This is a genomic window from Rhodopseudomonas sp. NSM (genome assembly GCF_052445935.1).
Lineage (GTDB): Bacteria > Pseudomonadota > Alphaproteobacteria > Rhizobiales > Xanthobacteraceae > Rhodopseudomonas.
In genome coordinates, this window is record NZ_JBQTCH010000002.1 from 830,374 (window position 1) to 849,546 (window position 19,173).

Genomic DNA, 19,173 nt, shown 5'->3' on the forward strand with positions numbered 1-19,173 from the left:
TCAGCTTGCACATTCAAACCCCGCGCCATTTCCGGGCATCTCGAAGATGCCGGTGTCGAGAAAGCGTTCGATCGCCTCGACATGCGGCGCGATGACGATGTCCTGCTCCTTCAGCCAGGCGTCGTCGTAGTACGTGTCGGAATAGCGCTCGCCGTCGTCGCAGATGATGGTCACCAACGATCCGGCCCGGCCGTCGCGCAGCATCGCAGCCGCGCAATAGCAAAGTCCGATGAAATTGGTGCCGGTCGAACCGCCGACCCGATGAGCCAGCCTCGACGTCAGGACGCGGGCAGCCGCGATCGACGCCGCGTCGGGCACCCTGATCATCTGATCGATCACCGTCGGCACGAAGGACGGCTCGACCCGGGGGCGTCCGATTCCCTCGATGCGCGATCCGCGTGCGCATTTTTGCGCCCGGCTGTGTGATTCGTAGGCTTCGAAGAAGCACGAATTCTCGACGTCCACCCCGCACAGCCGGGTGTCGTGCTTGCTGTGGCGGATGTGGCGTCCGATCGTCGCGGAGGTCCCTCCGGTGCCGATGCTCATGACGATCCACTCCGGCACCGGGTGACGCTCGCCCGCCATCTGCTTGAAGATGCTTTCGGCGATATTGCCGGCACGCCAGTCGATCGCCCGCTCGGCATAGGTGAATTGATCGAGATAGTGACCGCCGATCTCTGCGGCGATCAGTTGCGCCGCGGCGTAGACCTCCGAGGAACCCTCGACGAAGTGGCATCGACCGCCGAAGCGCTCGATCGCGGTGATCTTCTGCCGTGATGTCGAGCGTGGAACGACGGCCACGAACGGAAGTCCGAGGAGTTCGGCGAAATAGGCTTCGGATACGGCGGTCGATCCGGACGAGGCTTCCACCAGCGTGGTGCCCGGCCCGATCAGGCCGTTGCAGAGTCCGAACATGATGAGCGAACGGCCCATCCGGTGCTTCAGACTGCCGGTCGGGTGCGTGCTTTCATCCTTGAGGTAGACATCGATCCCCTTCAGGCCGGGAAATCTCAGGCGGAACAGATGCGTGTCGACCGAACGACGGGATTCCCCTTCGAGAACGGCAACGGCGTTTCGCACCCACTCCCGCTCGGCCGCTTCGTCGCCAGGCAGGCCCGCGAACGTTGCGGGTTTGGTGGAAGGACTCTGCACCAGCGCAACCTCTAAACTCGTCATCAAGTACCGCACCTCGCGTGGGCCTCGGAGCGATCGAACCAAGATGCGATGGCCGACATCACGTCCGCATTTGCGGGATCGCGATCAGGCCCGTCGTCTTCGGTCGTCGCCCAGGGAGAGGCACACTGCTTGTCAGTTTCAGCAATCGTCTAGTTGCGAATTATCGTCATTGAATCTGCAGAAAACTTCACATATTTTACCTGTTGCAGCGCAATTTCTGGTGGCTTTGAACCAATCATGACCTCAAAATTAGATCAAATTAACCTTCGCATTCTGGCGGCGCTGCAGGCCGACTCTTCGCGCTCGCAGCGCGACCTCGCCGACGAAGTGGGCCTGTCGCAAAATGCCTATTGGCGGCGGCTGAAGGCTCTGGAGGCGAGCGGCGCCATCGCCGGCTATGGCGCACGGGTCTCTCAGGAGGCCGCCGGCGTCCCGATGACGGTGTTCGTGATGGTCCGCACGCGCCGGCATTCCGCGGAATGGCTCCGGCGATTTCGGACGCAGGTCGAGTCGATTCCGGAGGTGGTCGCGTTCTACCGGATCAGCGGCGATTTCGACTACATGCTGAAGATCGCGGCGCGCGACATGAGCAACTACGACAAGGTCTACCAGACCATCATCAACAAGACGGAACTGGAGACCGTCACTTCATATTTCTCGATGGAGGCCATCATCGATGGACGGCCGTTCCCGGTCCAGCGCTGAACCGATCCCGCCGTCGTTGCGGGCCGGCATCGACCTCGCTCGAAAACGCTTCTACAGCTCCGACAGATCGCTCGGCACATCGCCGAACGCCTTGAGCAGAACCGCGTCGTGAAATTCGCCGATCGACGGATCACCGGTCCGGCTGAACGCGACCGCGCCGGCGTTGCCGCTGGTCCGCGCCAGCACCTCGGCCCTGCGGATGGCGGCGGATGCGCTCTGGCACTCGGCCGGCTCACCGGGCACCGCGCCCTCGTCCGACGCGGTGAAGGGCAGCGCGACGTAGTAGGTGACATCGGCCATCGAATCGCCTTCCGAGCCTGCTTCGCAACAAAATTGTTCTCATTTTGTTCTTGACGAGTCAAGCGGCGGGCTGACGCCGGCGCGGTCAACGGCCGATGAGAAGCGCCTATGTGCGCCTCAGTGCTGCTTCGCCGTCCCCGCCTCCAGCTCCGCCGCGAGCGCCAGCAGGTCTTCGTCGCAATGCCGGCCGCCGATCAGCGACAGGCCGATCGGGCAGTCGTCCAGCGTGGCGAGCGGCAGGGAGAGCTGCGGCAGGCCGGCATGGCCGGCGGGACAGAGCAGTTCGAGCGAGCGGGCGCGGAAGGTCTCCAGCGCTTCGCCCGTGCTGTTGCGCAGCGGCGCGATGCCGGGCGCGGTCGGCGCGATCAGCACGGCGTCGTCCTGCAGCAGCGCGCGCATCTTCGCCGCGATGGTTTCGCGCAGCGCTTTCGCCGCGACGACCTCGGCGGGATCGAGCACCGCGGCGGCGGCGAAGCGCTCCTTGACGCCGGGACCGAACGCCGGCTTCACCGCGTTCACCCAGTCGCCATGCGCGGCCCAGGCTTCGGCGGATTGCAGCACGCGAAACGTGTTGCGCCATGCCGCGCGCTGATCGCCCGCGACGTCGACCGGCTCCGGCTTGCCCAGCAATCCGGTCAACCGCTCGAGCCCCGGCTGCAGCGCCGCGACGACGCGCGGCTCCAGCGCGTCGAACAGATCGCGCGCGATCAGCACGCGCTTGGGACGGCGCGGCGCGCGGACGCCGTCGAGCAGCACCTCACCCACCCGCGCCATCAACGCGGCGCTGCGCGAAAACCAGCCGACGGTGTCGTAGCTCGGCGCCAGCGGCACCGCGCCGTCGAGCGGAATCCGCCCATGCGTGGTGCGGATGCCGTAGATGCCGCAATAGCTCGCCGGCAGCCGCACCGAGCCGCCAGTGTCCGATCCGATCGCGAAATCCACCAGGCCGCCTGCGGTGGCCGCGGCCGATCCGCTCGACGAGCCGCCGGGAATCCGCCCAGGCGCGGCCGGATTGATCGGCGTGCCGTAATGCGCGTTCTCGCCATTGAGGCTCCACGCCATTTCGTCGGTGTGGGTCTTGCCGACCATGGTGCCGCCGGCCGCGAACAACCGGTCGACCACCGGCGATGACTGTGTCGGCACCGGATGCGTCGCCAGCCATTCCGGGCTGCCGGCGCTGGTCGGCAGACCCGCGACGTCGAAGAAATCCTTCACCGCGAAGCTCAGCCCGGCCAGCGCGCCGCTGTCCTGCGTCCGCCGATCGCCCAGGCCATAGGTGCAGAACGCGTTCAGAGTATCGTCGACCGGCATCGCCTTCTCCGTGAGTTTCTTGTTGTCGCCGCGCGGCGAGATCAGTTCGGTTTGTGCAGCATCGCGGCGGGTTTGTCGAATGTCCGCACGCCGCGCTTCAGCCCGAACAGCGGCTGTGCGATCTCGCACACCGCCTGCGCCTTGGTGGCGCAATCCAGCACCACGAGATCGGCCGGATGGCCGACGGCGATGCCGTAATCAGCGCGGTTGATCAGCTTCGCCGAGCCAGACGTCACCATATCGAGGCAGCCGGTGAGATCGGCGGTCGCCGCGACCTGGGTGACGTTGGCGTAGAGATTGATCATCCGGATCAGCGAGCAGTCGCCGAACGGCGTGAACGGGTTGAGCACGTTGTTGGTCGATATGCTGCAATTGACGCCCTGCGCGCGCAGCTTGTGCGCAGGCGTGACGCCGCGCGGCACGTTGTGGTCGGCGTCACGCCCGGTGAGAAACAGATCGGTCGCCGGCAGCACGGTGACGGCGACGCCGGCGTCCGCAAGCCGCTTCGCCGCGGCGTCGAATGCGGCCTTGGGCATCGCCGACAGTTTCGTCACATGCCCGATCGCAACGCGGCCGCCCCAGCCGGTGGCGTCCGCCATCCGGCACACTTCGTCGAGATCGAGATGCGCGGGGTCGAGCCCGAAATCGAGATGGAAGTCGATGTCGACGTCGAACTCCTTGGCCATTTCGAAGATCCGGCCGATCTGGCTGTGCGAATCCTTGTCCATATAGGGCGCGCCGCCGACCACGTCGGCGCCCTCACGCAACGCCTGCAGCATCACCGCGTCGCAGCCGGGATCGTCGAGCAGGCCCTCCTGCGGAAACACGCAGAGCTGCAGATCGATCGCCCATGAATAGTCCAGCTTCAATTGCTTCAGCGCGCGAAAGCTGGTGAGGCCGACCCGCGGGTCCACTTCAACGTGGGTGCGCATCTGATTGGTGCCGTTCTTGATCGCCTTTTCCAGCGTCTGCGACGCGCGCTGGTACACGTCCTCCTCGGTGAAGGCGCGCTTGGCTTTCACCACTTCGGCGATGGCCTCGTCGAGCGTTCCCTTCTCGCAATTGCAGCGGCCGAGCAGACAGGATTTGTCGAGGTGGATATGCGTCTCGACGAAGCCCGGCACGACGAGGCGACCGCCGCAATCGTGCTCCGGGGCGCCGGTCGCCGGCAGCCCGGCCTCGATCGCGGCGAACTTTCCGCCGCTGATGCCGATGTCGGCGCGGCCCTCGCGATCGACGATGGCGGCGTTGCGCAGGATGAGGTCGAAGGTCATGGACGGGTCCTTGAAGTTTGATTCAGTTCGCGAAAGCCGTTCCCCGGACGCGATGCAATCCGAAGGATTGCTTCGCAGATCCGGGGTCCCGGTTTCGGCTTTTGCAGGTAACCGGGATCCCGGATCTGCGGAGCGGCATAAGCATGCCGCACCGCGTCCGGGAAACGATGAGGGCGCCTGGCATCACGCGACGTGGCCGAGATAAGCGGCCTCGACCTCGGGATCACTGGCGAGCGCCGCAGCGCTGTCGTCGCGGACGATGCGGCCGCTGTCGATCACATAGCCGCGGTCGGACACCGCCAGCGCCAGCACGGCGATCTGGTCGACCAAGAGGATGGTGATGCCCTCGTCGCGCAGGTCGGCGAGCACGTCGTAGAGCTCATTGATCATCGCCGGCGCCAAGCCCAGCGACGGCTCGTCGAGCAGCAGGATGCGGGGCTTCGCCATCATGCCGCGCGCGATCGCCAGCATCTGCTGCTCGCCGCCGGACAATAGCCCTGCCCGGCTGTTCAGCCGCTCGCGCAGCCGCGGAAACCGCGTCAGCACGGCTTCGATCTCGGCGGCGTAGTCGACATTGCTCCGCGTGTTGGCGCCGAGTTCGAGATTGTCGTAGACGCTGAGTTCGGGAAACACTTGCCGACCCTCGGGCACCAGCGCGAGGCCGCGCGCGGCGATGCGATGCGCCTCGCTGGTTTCGATGCGCTGGTCGTCGAGGATGACGTCGCCCTGCACCGGGCGCAGCAGGCCGGCAAGCGCGCGCATCATCGTCGATTTGCCGGCGCCGTTGGCGCCGATCAGCGCCACCATCTCGCCGGGCCGCACCTGCAGATTGACCTTCTGCAGCACCGGCGCGGCGCCATAGCCGGCGACCAGATCGATCACGTCGAGCACCGCGTCGCGCGAGCCGTCCCACGGCGTCTCGCGGCCGCGGGCGCGCATCTCGGCGCCGCCGAGATAGGCGGCGAGCACTTTCGGATCGCGACGGATGACGTTGGCCGAACCGGCCGCGATCGGCGTGCCGGCGTCGAGCACCACGACGTGGTCGGAGATCCCCATCACCAGCCGCATGTCGTGCTCGACCAAAATGACCGCGATGCCGAGATCGGCGATCCGGCGCAGCAGCCCGCTCAGCGCGTCCTTGTCGGCCGCCATCAGGCCGGCGGCGGGCTCGTCGAGTAACAGCACGCGCGGCCGCATCGCCAGCGCGCGGGCGATCTCGACGAGCCGGCGATCGACATGCGGCAGGTCGCCGGCGATCGCCGCCAGCGCGCCGCGATAGCCGACGAAATCGATCAGCGCCTCGGCGGCGGCCTCGTCGGCGTCGTTCGCGGCAAAGGCCAGCATCGAGCCGAGCCGGCCGCGCCGCATCGCGATCAGCACGTTGTCGCGCACGCTCATGGTCTCGAACAATTTGGTGGTCTGATAGGTGCGGCCGATGCCGGCGCGCGCCACCTTCCACGCCGGCGCGCCGGCGAGCTCCTGCCCGCCGAGCCGGATGCTGCCGGAATCCGGCTTGTAGAAGCCGCCGATCATGTTGAGCACGGTGGTCTTGCCGGCGCCGTTCGGGCCGATCACGCTGGTGACCTTGCCGGGCGCGGCCGTGAACGACACCTGCGAGGCCGCCTTGATGCCGCCGAAGCTGATGCCGATGCCGCCGACCTGCAGCGCGCCATGCTCAGGCGAGGCAGAAAGAAAGGCTGCGACGTCACCAGGCTTCGCGGGCCGTGGATCGATCCGCCTTACTAATCGCGCCAGCGTGCCGAGAATGCCCTCCGGCGCCAGCCAAAGCACCACCAGCAGCAGCAGCCCGAAGAACAGCAGCCGATATTCGGCGAGCTGGGATAGCAATTCCGGCAGCACCACGGTGATCGCGGCGCCGACCACCGGCCCGAGCACCCAGCCGGCCCCGCCGACGATGCAGGCAAACAGAAACAGGATCGACTGCGAGAACGGAAACGAGTCCGGGGCGACGAAGGCGAGCAGCGAGGCGAAGATGCCGCCGGCGATGCCGGCGAACGCCGCCGACAGCACGAATGCCGCCGCCTTGACGCTGACCGGATTGAGCCCGATCGACCGCGCCGCGACCTCGGCGTCGCGCACCGCGATCATCGCCTTGCCCCAGGCGGAACCTGCCAGCCGATAGAACAGATAGGTCGAGGCGCCGGCCAACAGAATTGCCAGCAGCGCCATCTCGCGCTCGGTGAACACCGTGCCGCCGAGCTGCGGCGGCGGCAGTCCCATCAGCCCGTTGGAGCCGCCGGTGACGCCGCGCCATTCGATGGTGAGATGCTGCACGATGAAGGCGAAGGCGATGGTGATCATCGCGAGATAAGGCCCGGAGACGCGCAGCGCCGGCAGCGACAGCAGCAGGCCGATGGCGCCGGCGATCACGCCCGCCAGCGGCAGCGCCAGCCAGAAACTCCAGCCCTGCAGGGTCAGGATCGCCACCGTGTAGGCGCCGATCGCGTAGAAGCCGACATGGCCGATCGATATCTGCCCGGTGAGGCCGACCAGGATGTTGAGCCCGACGCCGACGATGCAGGTCAGCGCCACCATCGCCAGCACGAACGGCAAATAGCCTTCCGCCTGCGCGGCGTAGAGCGCCGCGATCGCGGTGAGCAGCAACACCGTCGCCGGCATCGCGTAGCTGCGGAGTCTTTCAGCCAAGCCCATGATCAGACCTTGTTGATCGCGGCGCGGCCGAACAGGCCGTTCGGCATCAGCGCCAGCGCCAGGATGACCACCGAGAACACCACGATCTGGGTGTAGACCGAGCCGAGAAACGACGTCACCAGCGCCTCGATCAGGCCGTAGACCAGGCCTGCGATCACCACGCCCCAGGCCGAGCCCATGCCGCCGAGGATCGCAACCGCGAATGCCTTGATGCCGAACAGCGTGCCCATCTCCGAACTGACGCTGAACAACGGCGCGATCAGCAGGCCGGCGAGACCGGCGAGAGCCGTCGAGACCATGAAGGAGATTGCGATCGTGCGATGCACGTTGATACCCATCAGCCGCGCGGCATCGGGATTCTGCACCACCGCCAGCAGCGCCTTGCCGCGCCTTGTGTGGCGCAGCAAGAGATGCATCACCGCAGCAGCGCCGATCCCGACCAGCGGAATGACCAGTTGCAGCGGATAAACGCCGGCGCCGAAAATCCGGATCGGCTGGGCCGCCCAGTCGGAGGGAAAGCCGCGCGGCTCCTTGCCGAAGGTGAACATCACCGCATTGTCGAGCACGATGCCGGCGGCGACGGTCGCCATCAGCCAGGCGTTGGAACCGCGCGCCACGAACGGCCGCACCAGGATGCGCTCGACTACGAGGCCGAACAGCGCGCAGACGCAAAGCGCCGCGACGATCGCCAGCGGCATCGGCCAGCCGTATCGGATGCCGAAGGTGTAGCCCAGCACGGCGCCCAGCATCATCGCCGAGCCCTGCGCGAAATTCACCGTGTTCGACACCACGTAAGTGATGTGAAAGCCGAGCGCGATCAACCCGTACATGCTGCCGAGGCCGATGCCGGAAATGATGGCGGAGGTGAGCATGAAACGTCCGTAGTGGTTTTCAGAAGGACAAACTCACGATCGTCATTCCGGGGCGCGCGCAGCGCGAACCCGGAATCCATACCCCCTGGACCGTTTGTTCGCTCAGGGCGTGAGAACCGCTGCGCCGAACCGCGGTCACAGGGGATATGGATTCCGGGTCTGCACGTCCGTCGGCTTCGCCGACGAACGCACATCCCGGAATGACGAACTCTGGCGGCAGGTCAGTTCACCAGCGGCAGGATCTCGGCGCCCTTGAAGTAGGTGAACAGATAGTCAGAGGGCGACAGCGCGTCGTGATTGTCGGCGCTGAACGGCTTGTTGTAGGTCTTGATCAACCCGTCATAGCTGCCGATCTGGTAGAAGCCTTCGCGGACCTTCGGGCCTTCGGTCGAGCCGGCCTTGGCGATCGCCAGCGCGGTGAGATGCATCGCGTCGTAGGCGTTGGCGATGCCGACCGCGGGCGTGACGTCGGCGGCCGTCTTGACCTCGGGATATTTCTTCTTCAGCGCGTCGAACAGCGCGACCGATTTCGGGTTGCTGTTGCCGGAGAAGCTGAAGGTCTGGATGAAGTGGACCTTCTCGGCGCTGGGACCGGCCAACTCCGTGAAACGTCCGCCGGCCGGGCCCCAATGCGACACCACCGGCACGTTCCAGCCCATCCGGTCGAGCGACTTCACCACCTGCGCCGAGGGCGCGACGTTGGCGACCAAGAACAGCGTATCGGCGCCGGCGTCCTTCAGCCGGGTGAGCTGCGGCACCACGTCGACGTCGCCGCCTTCGAATTTCTCGATGCCGGCGGCGGTCATCTTCTTGGCGTCGAGCGCGCTCTTCAGCCCGGCCTCGTTGGATTCGCCCCAGGGATTGTTGATCAGGATCATGCCGGGCTTCTTGGCGCCGTATTTCTTGATCGCATAGTCGACCAGCGCGATATCCACCAGCGCGTCGACCGCCGAGACCCGGAACACGTAGTTCTCGGGCGCGCCGTTCTGGGTGATCTTGGTGCCGGCGGCCCAGACGCCGATGAACGGCACCTTGGACTGATTCGCGAACGGCACGATCGCCATCGACACCGGGGTGTCGATGCCGCCGAAGTAAGCGGCGACCTTCTCGCGCTGCACCAGCTCGCGCGCGGCGATCACGCCCTTGGCGGGATTGCTCTCGTCGTCACGCACCACCAGTTCGAGCTTCTTGCCGAGCACGCCGCCCTTGGCGTTGATCTCGTCGATCGCCAGCGACAGGCCGCGGACGATGGCCTCGCCGGATTTCGCCGACTGGCCGGACATCGCCGCGACCAGGCCGATCTTCATGGTGTCCTGGGCCGACGCGGGCGCCACGCCGACCAGCGCCAGAGATGCGGCGCCGGCCGCGAGCAACAGGCGGCGCGAAATTTGGGAAGCGAAACTCATCACGGGCTCCTCGCAGGATGAAATCATCGCATCCTTGCTAGCAAGCGCTGTGCCATCCCCCGACCGCGCCGAAGCCGCCGGGAATCGTGAGGAAAGCCCGCTATCGCGGCTGTTTTTCACGACCGCTGCCCATTATCCAGACAGCGCCCGCACAAATCGTATACAATTTTTGTTGGAAACGGATACGATATCTGGCACCGGGCTTGCTTGGATCGCCCCGCCCGTTGTCGCATGTTCAGGAGAATTCCCGTGTCATCATCCCGCGCTGAAGCCGCGCCGTCCATGGATCAGACCGCCGCAGCCGCGGCGCTGGTCGAACGTTTTCTCGTGGCGTCGATGGTTCCCGACCCGGAGACTGCCGGCACCTTCATGGCTCCCGACGTCGCCATCACCTTCACCGGCGGCCGCAAATTCCAGCATCCGCGCGATGCCACCGCGTTCAACGCCGGCCGCTACAAATGGGTGAAGAAGAAGATGGAGCGCACCGACGTCGCGCCCGGAAACGGCGAGACCATCGTCTACAACACCGGCACGCTGTACGGCGAATGGCCCGATGGCACGCCGTTCGAAGGCAATCGCTATGTCGACCGCTTCGTGGTGCGCGACGGCAAGATCGTCAAGATGGACGTCTGGAACGACAGCGCCGAGCGGCTGCTGACCCGGCACGGCATCGAGGCGTAAGCGCGCAGTTTTCGCGGCGGGCGGCTCAACGCTTCTTCGCGCCGGCTTTCCTGGTCTTCGGCAACGCCGCCTCTTTCGCATAGGGCGACAGGATGTCCTGGATGTCGCGCGCTTCCGGGGCGTGCGGCACGATCAGCGCACGCTCGGCCACCGCGTCGAGATGGTGGTCCATCAGCGCGGTGGCGCGGGTGGCGTCGCCCGACGCCAGCGCCGCGATGATGGCGCGATGCTCGCTGACGGCGCAATCGGCCGAATGCGGCCGGCTGTACAGCGCGAGAATCAGCCCGCAGCGCGACGCCACCTCGCTGACATAGCGCGCCAGCACCGGATTGCCGGTCATCTCGGCGAGCCGGATATGGAACGCGGTGGCGAGCCGGATCGATAGCGGCTCGTTGCTGCCCCTCGCCTGCTCCTCGGCGTCGACATGCTGCTCGAGCTGCTTGATCTGCTCGCGCGTCAGCCGGCCGGCGAGCCGCGCCACCACCAGCCGCTCGAGACCGATCCGGACGTCGAAGATGTCGCGCGCCTCGTTCCAGCTCGGGGTCGCGACCGCGGCGCCGCGATTGCGGCGCAGCTCGACCAGCCCTTCCGCAGCGAGCCGGCCCAGCGCGGCGCGGACGATGGTGCGGCTGGCGCCGAATTTCTCGCCGATCGCATCTTCGGGAAGCTTGGCGCCGGGCTGCAGCGCCTGCTCGATGATGGCGTGCCACAACGCCTTGTAGATGACCGCGCCGCGATCAGGAGCCCGAGTGGATTTTGCCATCGCATCGAAATCGCTGGAGTGCCTCACGTGATTGCCACAGCAGCGGGTCGAATGCAATTTGCGGCGACAGCACGATGACGCGCTCACCGTCGATCATCAGTTCGGCAGGCCAGTCGTGGCCGAGGAAATTCAGCGGGCTCGCGTGTTTGGCATAGGCGCCGCAATTGGCGAAGGCGAGCAGATCGCCGGCGGCGAGATCGCAGGGCAGCTCGGCCGCGCCGGCGAGGCGATCGATCGGCGTGCATAGCGGCCCGGCAATCTCGGTCGGCTCGCAAGGCCCCCCCGATCGCGCGCCGACCCGCGCCACCGCCACCGGCCGGCGCAGCGCCCGCATCGCGCCGGACAGGCCGAGCATGTGATGGATGCCGCCGTCGAGCAGCGCGTAGCGCACCCCGAACGACCGCTTCACATCGACCACGCGCGCGACGTAGCAGCCCGAAGGGCCGGTGAGATAGCGCCCGGACTCAGCGGCGATCTGCAGCGGCCGCTCGCCGAACACGCCGGCGAGCGCGGCGAAAGACGCGCGGACCGGCGCGAGATCGATCGGCTCGTCGTCGGCGTAGAACGGCGCGCCGAAGCCGCCGCCGAAATTGACGAACTGCAGATCGAACCGCGACGTGAGCCGCGCCGCCATGCGCGCGAAGGCGTCGAACCGCGCGATCAGCTTCGCCGGGTCGAGCGTCTGCGACGCCTGGTGATTGTGCAGGCCGACGATGCGGACGCGGTCGAGCCGCGCGGCGTGCGCCGTGACCTCGTCCAGCGCGTCGGTATCCATGCCGAACGGCGAAGGCCCGCCCCAGCCGCCGCGCCGCTCGCCGCTCTGCCCGAGATTGACGCGCAGAGCGACGCGCACCGTCGCGCCGCGCTCGACGCACAGCGCCTGCAGCGTCTCGAGCTCGGCAATGGACTCCGCCTGCACCGCGAAGATGCCGGCGGCGATCGCACTGCACAGCTCCGGCGCGGTCTTCGCCGGCCCGGAGAACACGATGCGATCGGGCGCGACACCGCAGCCGAGCGCGAGCCGCAATTCGCCGCCCGACGCCACCTCGGCGCCGAGGCCCTCGCCGGCGAACAGCCGGATCACCGCCGGCGCCGGGTTCGCCTTCACCGCATAGAACAATCGCGCCCCCGGCGGCAGCGCCTCCTGCAATCGCGCCGCGGCGGCGCGCATCGCCGGCGCGTCGTAGACGAACAGCGGCGTGCCGTGGCGCGCGGCGAGCGTCGCGATCCGATCGGGATCGAACGCGACCGGGGCGCTCATCGCGGCGGCTCGTCGCCGGGCCGCAGCCGCAGCGTGCGCGCCAGCACCGCGACGTCGAGGCCGGCGGCGACCACGACCGCGACCTCGGACGGATACGGCCAGCGCCAATCCGCCAGCGACAGCATTGGTTCGGGCCCGCCGTCGGCCGCAGCCGGCCAGCGGCGGATGCGCGGCGCCACCGGCCAGCGCGACGACGCCACCAGCATCGCATCCCAGCACCCGGCCTCGACATCGGCGCGCAACGCGACGCCGTCATGCGTCACGGTCGCGGAGACGGGTAGCGCCGCGGGGCGATCGGCCACGATCTCGCAGCGGCTGCAATTCAGCAGCACGCGCGGCGCAATGCCGAGATGATCGAGGTCCGCCGCGAAACGCATCGCCGGCGCGCCGCAATGCGGGCACGCCTCCTTGCCGTCCGCAACGATCGCGGCGTGTGGAATCCACAGATCGCGCAGGCCGCCGCGGGCGGCGGCGTGGGCGACCAAGCCGCGACGCAGCCGCGCCCGCGTCGCCGCAACCTGCGTCTGCTGATAGCGCAGCAGCGCGCTGCGCAGATATCGCCGCAGGTTCGCTTCGCGCCGCGCCTGTTTCGGCAGGGTCTGCAACGCGGGCGCGTCGCGGACGCAGAGTTCGATCACGCGCGCGGCCGGATCGGCGGCGGTGAGCTGCACGCCGCGCGGCGGCTTTCGCGACTGCGCTGCGCGTGGCTGCGGAGTCGCAGTGCGCGGCGGCGCGATCCGCAGATCAGGATCGCCGAACAGACAGAGCTGATACCCGGCGCGCTGCGCATCGGCGCGCGCATTGATCGCGACCAGCGCCTCTCCGATGGTTGCGCCCGCCATCAGCCGATCGAGCAAAGCGGCCGGCAGCGTCGCCGGCGCCATCGTGATCCGCCATGTCGTCAGCAGCGCGCCGATCGACGGGCTTTCCGCGAGCAGCACGCCCGCGCCCCACTCCCGCCCGACCAGCCCGTGCTGCGACGGAAAGCCGATGCAGGTGTTCCAGATCAGCACCCGCGCGGCAATCTGCGATGCGAACAATTGCGCCGCGCGATGCGCATCGGAGCCGAGGTCGTGCCGGTTGCGATAGCAGCGCGCGGTGATCCGGCACACCGGCGCAGCGTCAGGCAGCCGGGCGCGCCAGGCGTCGTCGACCGGGCACAGGACCAGCGGCCCGAGATCGCCGTCGATGCCGTCGCCATGGCCGTGGATCAGCACCGCGCTATCGCCGCGGCCGAGCGCGGCCCGAATATCGGCGGCGCGCGACCTGCGCCCGAGCAACGTCGTGTCGGCGCTCGCGATGGTCTCGATGTCGAGGCCCGGAATCAGCTCGACCCGATGCGGCCGATCCTCGCCGTCCGCGGCGAGCGCCGCCGCGCAGCTCAGTACGCGGCAGCGCAGCCGCTCCGGCGTCGCGGCGATGATCAGGCCGGGATAGGCGTCGCGGCGCTCGCCGAACACGATTTCGATCAGCTCGTCGTCGATCCGGGTCGTCAGCGCCACGATGACTTTGCAGCGCGCGAGCGCCCCCGCGCCGATCGTCGCGGCAACCCTCCATGGCCGTCCTGTCAGTTCTGAATACAGCGCGGCAGCGGGCACGGCCTCGTTGCCGAAGGCGACGATGTCGCCTGCGTCGGGCCGAGCTACACCTGCGCCGCGCACTTCGATCAGCAGTTCGTCCCCGCTGCTACACGACGCGCGGATCATGCTGCGATCATCGTGATTGAAGTTGCGCACTCACACAATCTTTGCGAGTATTCAGGCGTCGACGCACGCCATTCGTGCGCAGCCCGTTGTCCCGGATCGTCGCGATGACCTATCGCTCGCTGGAACGCGCCAACGCTTACTTCTACGACCCGGCGCGGCGGCGCGCGGTGATCGCGCGTCATGGCGGCGTCAGCTATCTGTCCTCGGGCGTCAATCATCTGCAGACGCCGCGTGTGCTGCTCGATCTCGCGGCGCGCGAGTTGCGCGAGCGGCGGCTGATCGAGAACTACACTGCGCCCGGCGGCGCGCTCGGCATCGGCGCGGCGATCGCCTTCGAAATGCACGACCGGCTCGGCCGCCCCGCCTTCGGCGCGATCGCCCCCGCCAATGTGTGCCTCACCGTCGGCGCCACCGGCGCGCTCGCCGGCGCCTTCCGCTATCTCGCGGACACCGCCTGTGCCCGCAACGCGCTGGTGCTGGGGCTGAACTACAGCTTCTTCTCGACCGTCTGCGACGAGGTCGGCATCGCCTATCGCATTGCGCGGTCCGAGCTGCGCGACCGCCTGCTGCCGACCGCCGACGAGGCCTGCGCGCGGATCGCAGCGGAGCGGCCGGATATCGTGGTGCTGTCGCAGCCGAGCAATCCGTCCGGCGAGACCTACGACACCGGCGAATTGCGCCGTGTCGTCGACGCCGTCGCGCAGGCCGGCGGCTGGCTGGTGTTCGACGAGGTGCCGTCGCTGGCCGCGGCCGACGAGGACGATCTGCCGGCGCCGCTGCCGGACGAAACCCTCGCGACGTTTCCGCCGCGGCTGATCTGGATCGGCAGCTACTCGAAATCGCGCAGCCTCGCCGGCCTGCGCGCCGGCTATCTGCTGGCGGCGCAGCCGGTGGTCGATTTCGTCCGCAAGCACAATGAGCGGCAATCCTGGTCGCCGGTCAATGCCGGGTCGAGCGCGCTGATCGCCGACATGATCCTGCGGGTGATGGCGCGGCGGCTGCGCCGCGCGCAGGGCCGCGACGCGCAGCGCATCGTCACCCGCACCGCGCGCGAGGCCCGGCACTATCTCGAACTGTTCGCGCCGTTCTCCGACGATTTCGCCCGCTTCGACGGGATCTGGCGCTTTCTCGATGCCGAGCTGGACTGGACCGCAGCGCTTGCGAGCTACACGGCCGACCTCGCCGCGGTCGGCGCGACCTGCCGCGCCAACTGGAATGACTTCGAACAGCGGATCGGCCCGCATCTCGCGCACAGCATCGACCTGCAGTCCGGCTTCAATCACTGCGTCCGGCTCGCGACCGGGATGACGGAATGGGAGTTCGTCACCGCCGCTTTCGACCAGGCCGGCGCCGATTTCTATACCGAGACGGTGTTTGCCGATCACGACGACGCCTCCTCGACAGACTTCTGGGTCCGGGTCTCCTGCGCCGCCGAGCGCGAGATGTTCGCCCGCGGCATCGACAATCTCGCGCGCTTTCTCGATTCGGGTTCAGCCCGCCGCTGACGCCGACGGCCGCCGGTCGTCGGCGAGGATCAGCGCCTGCACCTCGCGGATCGCGGGATCGCGATGCCTGGCGAAGAACAGGTCGAAACTGTCGTCGAAGCTGCCCAGCGACGCGCCGCGCGGATGATCCATGTGCGCCGAATAGATGGCCTCGGCCTCGACGAAGCGCGCGCCGCCGCGCCACAGCCGGTAGCCGAGCTCAATCGCCTCGGCGCCCCAGCGCAGGCCGAAGGCCTCGTCATATCCGCCGCTTCGCACGAACAACGCGCGCGACAGCGCGACGCCGGAGCCGGAATAGCCGAGCCACGGAAACCGCGGCGGCCGCTGCGCCAGCGCGTCCGACACCAGCCGCTCGAAGCGGTTGCGATGCCGGCATTTTCGCGCGATGGACGGCCAGTCATTGCTGATCATCGCGCGGCTGATGCGCTCGCCGAAAAGCCGCTCGTCGGCAGCGCGGCCGTCGTAGCGCAGGCCGCGCTCGGGATCGCGGAACGCCGCGAGATAGCGCAGCAGATACACCGGCGCGCGGACGATCAAATCGGGACGACCGCTGCACAGCGCCACGCAGCGCGCGACATAGTCCGGCGACAGCAGCACGTCGTCATCGACGAACAGCAGCAACTCGCCGCGCGCCGCCGCCGCGCCGCGATTGCGCGCCGCCGCCTGGCCGATGCCTGCGGTCCGGATCAACTCGACCTCGCGCCCCTGCGCCCGCAGCGGCGCCAGCAACGGTTCGACCGGAGCGGCGCTGCCGTCATCGACCAGGATGGTCTCGATGCGGCGTGCGTTGCCACTGCGCTGGCGCAGCAGCGCATGCAGCGTCAGCACCAGCCGCTCCGGCTTGTCGCGGGTCGGAATGATGATCGAAATCGCCGACGGCTGCGGCATCGCCGTCACGCCGGCGAAACGATTTCGCCCAGCCGCGCGCCGATCGCATAACCAGCAACGGCGCGGCGGCGGCCGGTATCCTGCAAGGCCACATGCAGACCCTCCGGAAAGAAGCGGCGCTCCCGCGCCTCGGCGAAGGCGAGCGCGACCGCGCGCAGATCCGGCCGCGGCACCCTCGCCCGCTGCAGCGCGACCGCCCGGTTGATCAGCAGCCGCATCAGCACCGCGAGCGAGGCCCCGATCGAGCGGCGGAATGCCGCCAGCCGGCGCACCAGTTCGATCCGGTCGCCCCGGCGCCTCTCGCTGCGCAGGCTCTTCAGAAACGGCGGCAGCACTTCGTCGATCAGCACCGACCAGCGATTGGCGGCGGCGTTGAGCGCGCGCCAGAACGCAGCGACATAGACATCGTCGATGCCGACGTGCTGATAGGTCACGGTCTCGCACCAGCGGTGGATATCGGCGTCGGAGTCCCCGATCGCGGGTAGCGTCGGCCGGCCGTGGACGCTGTCGTAGCGGCGCGCGGCGGCGGTGCCGCAATGCACCTTGAGCTTGTTGACCAGCCACAGCGGCTGGCCGCTGCGCCACAGCTGGTTGCGCTCGATGAAGCCGACCGTCTCGGCGATCTCGGAGAGGTCGGATTCCCAGTCGAGCAGGATCAGGCTCGGCATCATCTCGATCCGCAACCGCCGCGCCAGCGCGATCGCGGCTTCGTTCTGCGCCACGGTCTGGCCCTTGGCCCAGCGCTTCAGCGTCCGCGGCGAGCCGGATTCCAGGCCGAACAGGATCTGGTCGAAGCCGGCGGCGCGCAGCCTGATCAGCGTCTCCGGGATCAGCGAGTCGACCCGGCATTCGGCGTGGAAATGGATCGCGAGCCGGCGGCGGATGATCTCGTCGGCGAAGCGATGCATCCGCGCATTGCTGTCCTCGCCGTAGCCGAGGAAATTGTCGTCCGCCATGTAGAACCGGCTGACGCCGTGGCCCCGGACTAACTCTTCGATCTCGTCGACCACGTCGACGGGATCGCGCATCCGGTAGACACCGCTCTTCAGGCTCCGCACGCTGCCCGGCACCGTGCAGAAGGTGCAGAACGCCTTGCAGCCGCGCGAGGTGGTGAGATAGGCGCTCGGCGCCGGCAGGCCGCGGTCGCGGATCGAGGCGATGCCGTCGCGCGCCGGATGCGGCAGCGTGTCGAGATCGAGCGGCGCGCCGCGCGGATTGCGGACGACGCCGCCCGGGCCGCGATGCGCCAGCGCCGGCACGTCGCGCGGCGCCTCGCCTTGTTCGATCGCGTCAGCGAGCCGGCTCAGCGCTGCCTCGCCCTCGCCCTCGACGACGTAGTCCACGAAGGCGAAGGTGCCGAGCAGTTCCTGCGACAGCGCGGTGGCGAGCGGGCCGCCGAACACGATGGCGAGACCGGGCCGCGCCGCCTTCAGCCGCCGCGCCAGCACCAGCGCATTGCCGAGCTGCAAATCGTACAGCACCGAAATGCCGACGATCCGAGGCGCGAACGCCAGCAGTTCGGCGAGCAGCGCGTCGTCGCCGAGCCCCTCATTGGCGGCGGACAGCACGCGGACGATGCGGCCGTCGCGCCGCAGCGTTGCCGCGAGATACTCGATGCCGAGAAATTCGCGCGACAGCGTGAAGTCCGAGCCGAAGGTGGCGACGCTGTCGCAGATCTCCGCGTAGCTGCGCAGCATCGTCTCACGATGCTCGCGATCGGGATCGCCGGCGAAGGGCTGCTCGCGCGGCCCGACCAGCGCCACCCGCAGCGGCGCGCGCGCGGCGCCGGTCATGCGCCGGCCGTCCCGATCGCCGGCGTCGCCAGTTCGTCGCCATGCGCCGCCAGCCATCCGGCCCAGGTCGCCACCGAACACAACGACTGATCGAGCACGGCTAGGTCCGGAATATCCAGATTGAGATCGGCCTCGGCGTTGAGCACGAATTCGAGGTAATCGACCGAGTTGAAATCCAGCGAGGTGAAGGTCGCGGTCGACAGATCGACGTCGTCCGGCAGGCCGCCTTTCGCCTCGAGAATGCTGGCGAGGATGCGGGTCAGGACTTCGGTGAGCGTGTCTGCTTGCGTCCCGGCGGGTGCCTCCGCGAGGCTCGTCGGATGGGCCTGGACCATGGCTGCGACCTCCCTGCCGGCGCCGCCGCGGCGGGACCTCTAAGTCACCCGCGTAGCGCAACTTCCGTGATAGCAGTGCCAGCTTTGCAACTTATACGTTTTCTGTCAATATCAATTCCCGCCATGGTTGTATTTGCCACAACCTGGCAGCGGCGCCGATGGCCACGGAGGGCCCGTGTCCGACCTCATCGACGACGGCCGCGCCTGGGGGCGCAGCATGCTGCGCGAATTCGCGGCCAAACAGCAGCTCGTGCCGATGGCGCATATGTTCGGCGCCACGATCGGCGCTGCCGACATGCGCCAGCTCCGCGCCCTCGCCGCCGCGATCCGGGCAATCGACGCCGGCGCGTGCGACGGCGAGACGCTGCGCCGGCTGCTGCGCTTCGAGGGTGATGCAGGATCGGCCGGCGCGATGCTGCGTGCGGCAACGCCGACGCTGAACACCGAGGAAGCCGGCTTCGCGCTGGCGCTGGCTTATCTGCCGTTCGAGATCGCCGATGCGTTCGCGGCCAATGCGCTGCGCC

At 68.1% G+C, this 19,173-nt stretch carries 16 protein-coding genes; 3 read left to right on the forward strand and 13 right to left on the reverse strand.

Annotation, left to right across the window (positions count from 1 at the left end; all coding sequences use genetic code 11):
• The gene (locus tag ACTZWT_RS08140) at positions 1-1,152 is read right to left on the reverse strand and encodes a PLP-dependent cysteine synthase family protein (protein ID WP_444769231.1); all 1,152 of its coding nucleotides are present in this window, start codon (positions 1,150-1,152) and stop codon (positions 1-3) included.
• 261 nt (positions 1,153-1,413) lie between these two features.
• Here ACTZWT_RS08140 and ACTZWT_RS08145 point away from each other — a divergent pair, with 261 nt between their 5' ends.
• Positions 1,414-1,881 (forward strand): Lrp/AsnC family transcriptional regulator, encoded by a 468-nt coding sequence (locus tag ACTZWT_RS08145; RefSeq protein ID WP_444769232.1) that lies wholly within the window; start codon positions 1,414-1,416, stop codon positions 1,879-1,881.
• A 51-nt stretch (positions 1,882-1,932) separates the two neighbouring features.
• On the opposite strand, the gene ACTZWT_RS08150 is transcribed toward ACTZWT_RS08145, so the two are convergent.
• From ACTZWT_RS08150 to ACTZWT_RS08175, 6 genes are all read right to left on the reverse strand, one after another.
• Complete coding sequence (locus ACTZWT_RS08150; RefSeq protein ID WP_444769143.1) at positions 1,933-2,181, reverse strand: hypothetical protein; 249 nt, start codon at positions 2,179-2,181, stop codon at positions 1,933-1,935.
• A 117-nt stretch (positions 2,182-2,298) separates the two neighbouring features.
• On the reverse strand, positions 2,299-3,492 hold the full coding sequence (locus ACTZWT_RS08155) for an amidase (RefSeq protein ID WP_444769144.1): 1,194 nt from the start codon (positions 3,490-3,492) through the stop codon (positions 2,299-2,301).
• Between the two features lie 41 nt (positions 3,493-3,533).
• Positions 3,534-4,766: an amidohydrolase family protein gene (locus ACTZWT_RS08160; RefSeq protein ID WP_444769145.1), complete on the reverse strand. Its 1,233-nt coding sequence runs from the start codon at positions 4,764-4,766 to the stop codon at positions 3,534-3,536.
• 183 nt (positions 4,767-4,949) lie between these two features.
• Positions 4,950-7,439 (reverse strand): branched-chain amino acid ABC transporter ATP-binding protein/permease, encoded by a 2,490-nt coding sequence (locus ACTZWT_RS08165; protein ID WP_444769146.1) that lies wholly within the window; start codon positions 7,437-7,439, stop codon positions 4,950-4,952.
• A 2-nt stretch (positions 7,440-7,441) separates the two neighbouring features.
• Positions 7,442-8,311 (reverse strand): branched-chain amino acid ABC transporter permease, encoded by an 870-nt coding sequence (locus ACTZWT_RS08170; protein WP_444769147.1) that lies wholly within the window; start codon positions 8,309-8,311, stop codon positions 7,442-7,444.
• A gap of 221 nt (positions 8,312-8,532) precedes the next feature.
• Positions 8,533-9,717, reverse strand: coding sequence for an ABC transporter substrate-binding protein (locus tag ACTZWT_RS08175; RefSeq protein WP_444769148.1), 1,185 nt, complete (start codon positions 9,715-9,717; stop codon positions 8,533-8,535).
• Positions 9,718-9,999: 282 nt separating this feature from the next.
• Between ACTZWT_RS08175 and ACTZWT_RS08180 the strand changes: the two genes are divergently transcribed.
• Positions 10,000-10,398, forward strand: a complete 399-nt coding sequence (locus ACTZWT_RS08180) for a nuclear transport factor 2 family protein (RefSeq protein ID WP_444769149.1) — start codon at positions 10,000-10,002, stop codon at positions 10,396-10,398.
• A gap of 25 nt (positions 10,399-10,423) precedes the next feature.
• Here the strand turns inward: ACTZWT_RS08180 and ACTZWT_RS08185 are convergent, their stop codons facing one another.
• From ACTZWT_RS08185 to ACTZWT_RS08195, 3 genes are read right to left on the reverse strand one after another with little or no spacing between them, the layout of a single operon-like run.
• On the reverse strand, positions 10,424-11,161 hold the full coding sequence (locus tag ACTZWT_RS08185) for a GntR family transcriptional regulator (protein WP_322517700.1): 738 nt from the start codon (positions 11,159-11,161) through the stop codon (positions 10,424-10,426).
• A complete protein-coding gene (locus ACTZWT_RS08190) occupies positions 11,136-12,422 on the reverse strand; it encodes an alanine racemase (RefSeq protein WP_444769150.1) in 1,287 nt (428 codons plus the stop codon). The genes ACTZWT_RS08185 and ACTZWT_RS08190 overlap by 26 nt, the downstream gene beginning before the upstream one ends.
• On the reverse strand, positions 12,419-14,158 hold the full coding sequence (locus ACTZWT_RS08195; RefSeq protein ID WP_444769151.1) for a hypothetical protein: 1,740 nt from the start codon (positions 14,156-14,158) through the stop codon (positions 12,419-12,421). Before ACTZWT_RS08195 ends, ACTZWT_RS08190 begins: the two co-directional genes overlap by 4 nt.
• Positions 14,159-14,232: 74 nt before the next feature.
• On the opposite strand from ACTZWT_RS08195, the gene ACTZWT_RS08200 reads away from it, so the two are divergent.
• Entirely contained in the window at positions 14,233-15,633 is a 1,401-nt protein-coding gene (locus ACTZWT_RS08200; RefSeq protein ID WP_444769152.1) for a pyridoxal phosphate-dependent aminotransferase, read from the forward strand.
• Here the strand turns inward: ACTZWT_RS08200 and ACTZWT_RS08205 are convergent.
• The 3 genes from ACTZWT_RS08205 to ACTZWT_RS08215 are packed head-to-tail and all read right to left on the reverse strand — an operon-like array spanning position 15,619 to position 18,649.
• Complete coding sequence (locus ACTZWT_RS08205) at positions 15,619-16,521, reverse strand: glycosyltransferase family 2 protein (RefSeq protein WP_444769153.1); 903 nt, start codon at positions 16,519-16,521, stop codon at positions 15,619-15,621. The genes ACTZWT_RS08200 and ACTZWT_RS08205 overlap by 15 nt on opposite strands.
• A 5-nt stretch (positions 16,522-16,526) precedes the next feature.
• A complete protein-coding gene (locus ACTZWT_RS08210; protein ID WP_444769154.1) occupies positions 16,527-18,314 on the reverse strand; it encodes a B12-binding domain-containing radical SAM protein in 1,788 nt (595 codons plus the stop codon).
• Complete coding sequence (locus ACTZWT_RS08215) at positions 18,311-18,649, reverse strand: hypothetical protein (RefSeq protein WP_444769155.1); 339 nt, start codon at positions 18,647-18,649, stop codon at positions 18,311-18,313. Before ACTZWT_RS08215 ends, ACTZWT_RS08210 begins: the two co-directional genes overlap by 4 nt.
• Between the last annotated feature and the right edge of the window lie 524 nt (positions 18,650-19,173).

Excerpts from the sequence above, each read along its gene's own strand:
- ACTZWT_RS08145 (WP_444769232.1), top strand. The coding sequence starts at position 1,414 with ATGACCTCAAAATTAGATCAAATTAACCTTCGCATTCTGGCGGCGCTG.
- ACTZWT_RS08150 (WP_444769143.1), bottom strand. The coding sequence starts at position 2,181 with ATGGCCGATGTCACCTACTACGTCGCGCTGCCCTTCACCGCGTCGGAC.
- ACTZWT_RS08155 (WP_444769144.1), bottom strand. The coding sequence starts at position 3,492 with ATGCCGGTCGACGATACTCTGAACGCGTTCTGCACCTATGGCCTGGGC.
- ACTZWT_RS08160 (WP_444769145.1), bottom strand. The coding sequence starts at position 4,766 with ATGACCTTCGACCTCATCCTGCGCAACGCCGCCATCGTCGATCGCGAG.
- ACTZWT_RS08165 (WP_444769146.1), bottom strand. The coding sequence starts at position 7,439 with ATGGGCTTGGCTGAAAGACTCCGCAGCTACGCGATGCCGGCGACGGTG.
- ACTZWT_RS08170 (WP_444769147.1), bottom strand. The coding sequence starts at position 8,311 with ATGCTCACCTCCGCCATCATTTCCGGCATCGGCCTCGGCAGCATGTAC.
- ACTZWT_RS08175 (WP_444769148.1), bottom strand. The coding sequence starts at position 9,717 with ATGAGTTTCGCTTCCCAAATTTCGCGCCGCCTGTTGCTCGCGGCCGGC.
- ACTZWT_RS08180 (WP_444769149.1), top strand. The coding sequence starts at position 10,000 with ATGGATCAGACCGCCGCAGCCGCGGCGCTGGTCGAACGTTTTCTCGTG.
- ACTZWT_RS08185 (WP_322517700.1), bottom strand. The coding sequence starts at position 11,161 with ATGGCAAAATCCACTCGGGCTCCTGATCGCGGCGCGGTCATCTACAAG.
- ACTZWT_RS08190 (WP_444769150.1), bottom strand. The coding sequence starts at position 12,422 with ATGAGCGCCCCGGTCGCGTTCGATCCCGATCGGATCGCGACGCTCGCC.
- ACTZWT_RS08200 (WP_444769152.1), top strand. The coding sequence starts at position 14,233 with ATGACCTATCGCTCGCTGGAACGCGCCAACGCTTACTTCTACGACCCG.
- ACTZWT_RS08205 (WP_444769153.1), bottom strand. The coding sequence starts at position 16,521 with ATGCCGCAGCCGTCGGCGATTTCGATCATCATTCCGACCCGCGACAAG.
- ACTZWT_RS08210 (WP_444769154.1), bottom strand. The coding sequence starts at position 18,314 with ATGACCGGCGCCGCGCGCGCGCCGCTGCGGGTGGCGCTGGTCGGGCCG.
- ACTZWT_RS08215 (WP_444769155.1), bottom strand. The coding sequence starts at position 18,649 with ATGGTCCAGGCCCATCCGACGAGCCTCGCGGAGGCACCCGCCGGGACG.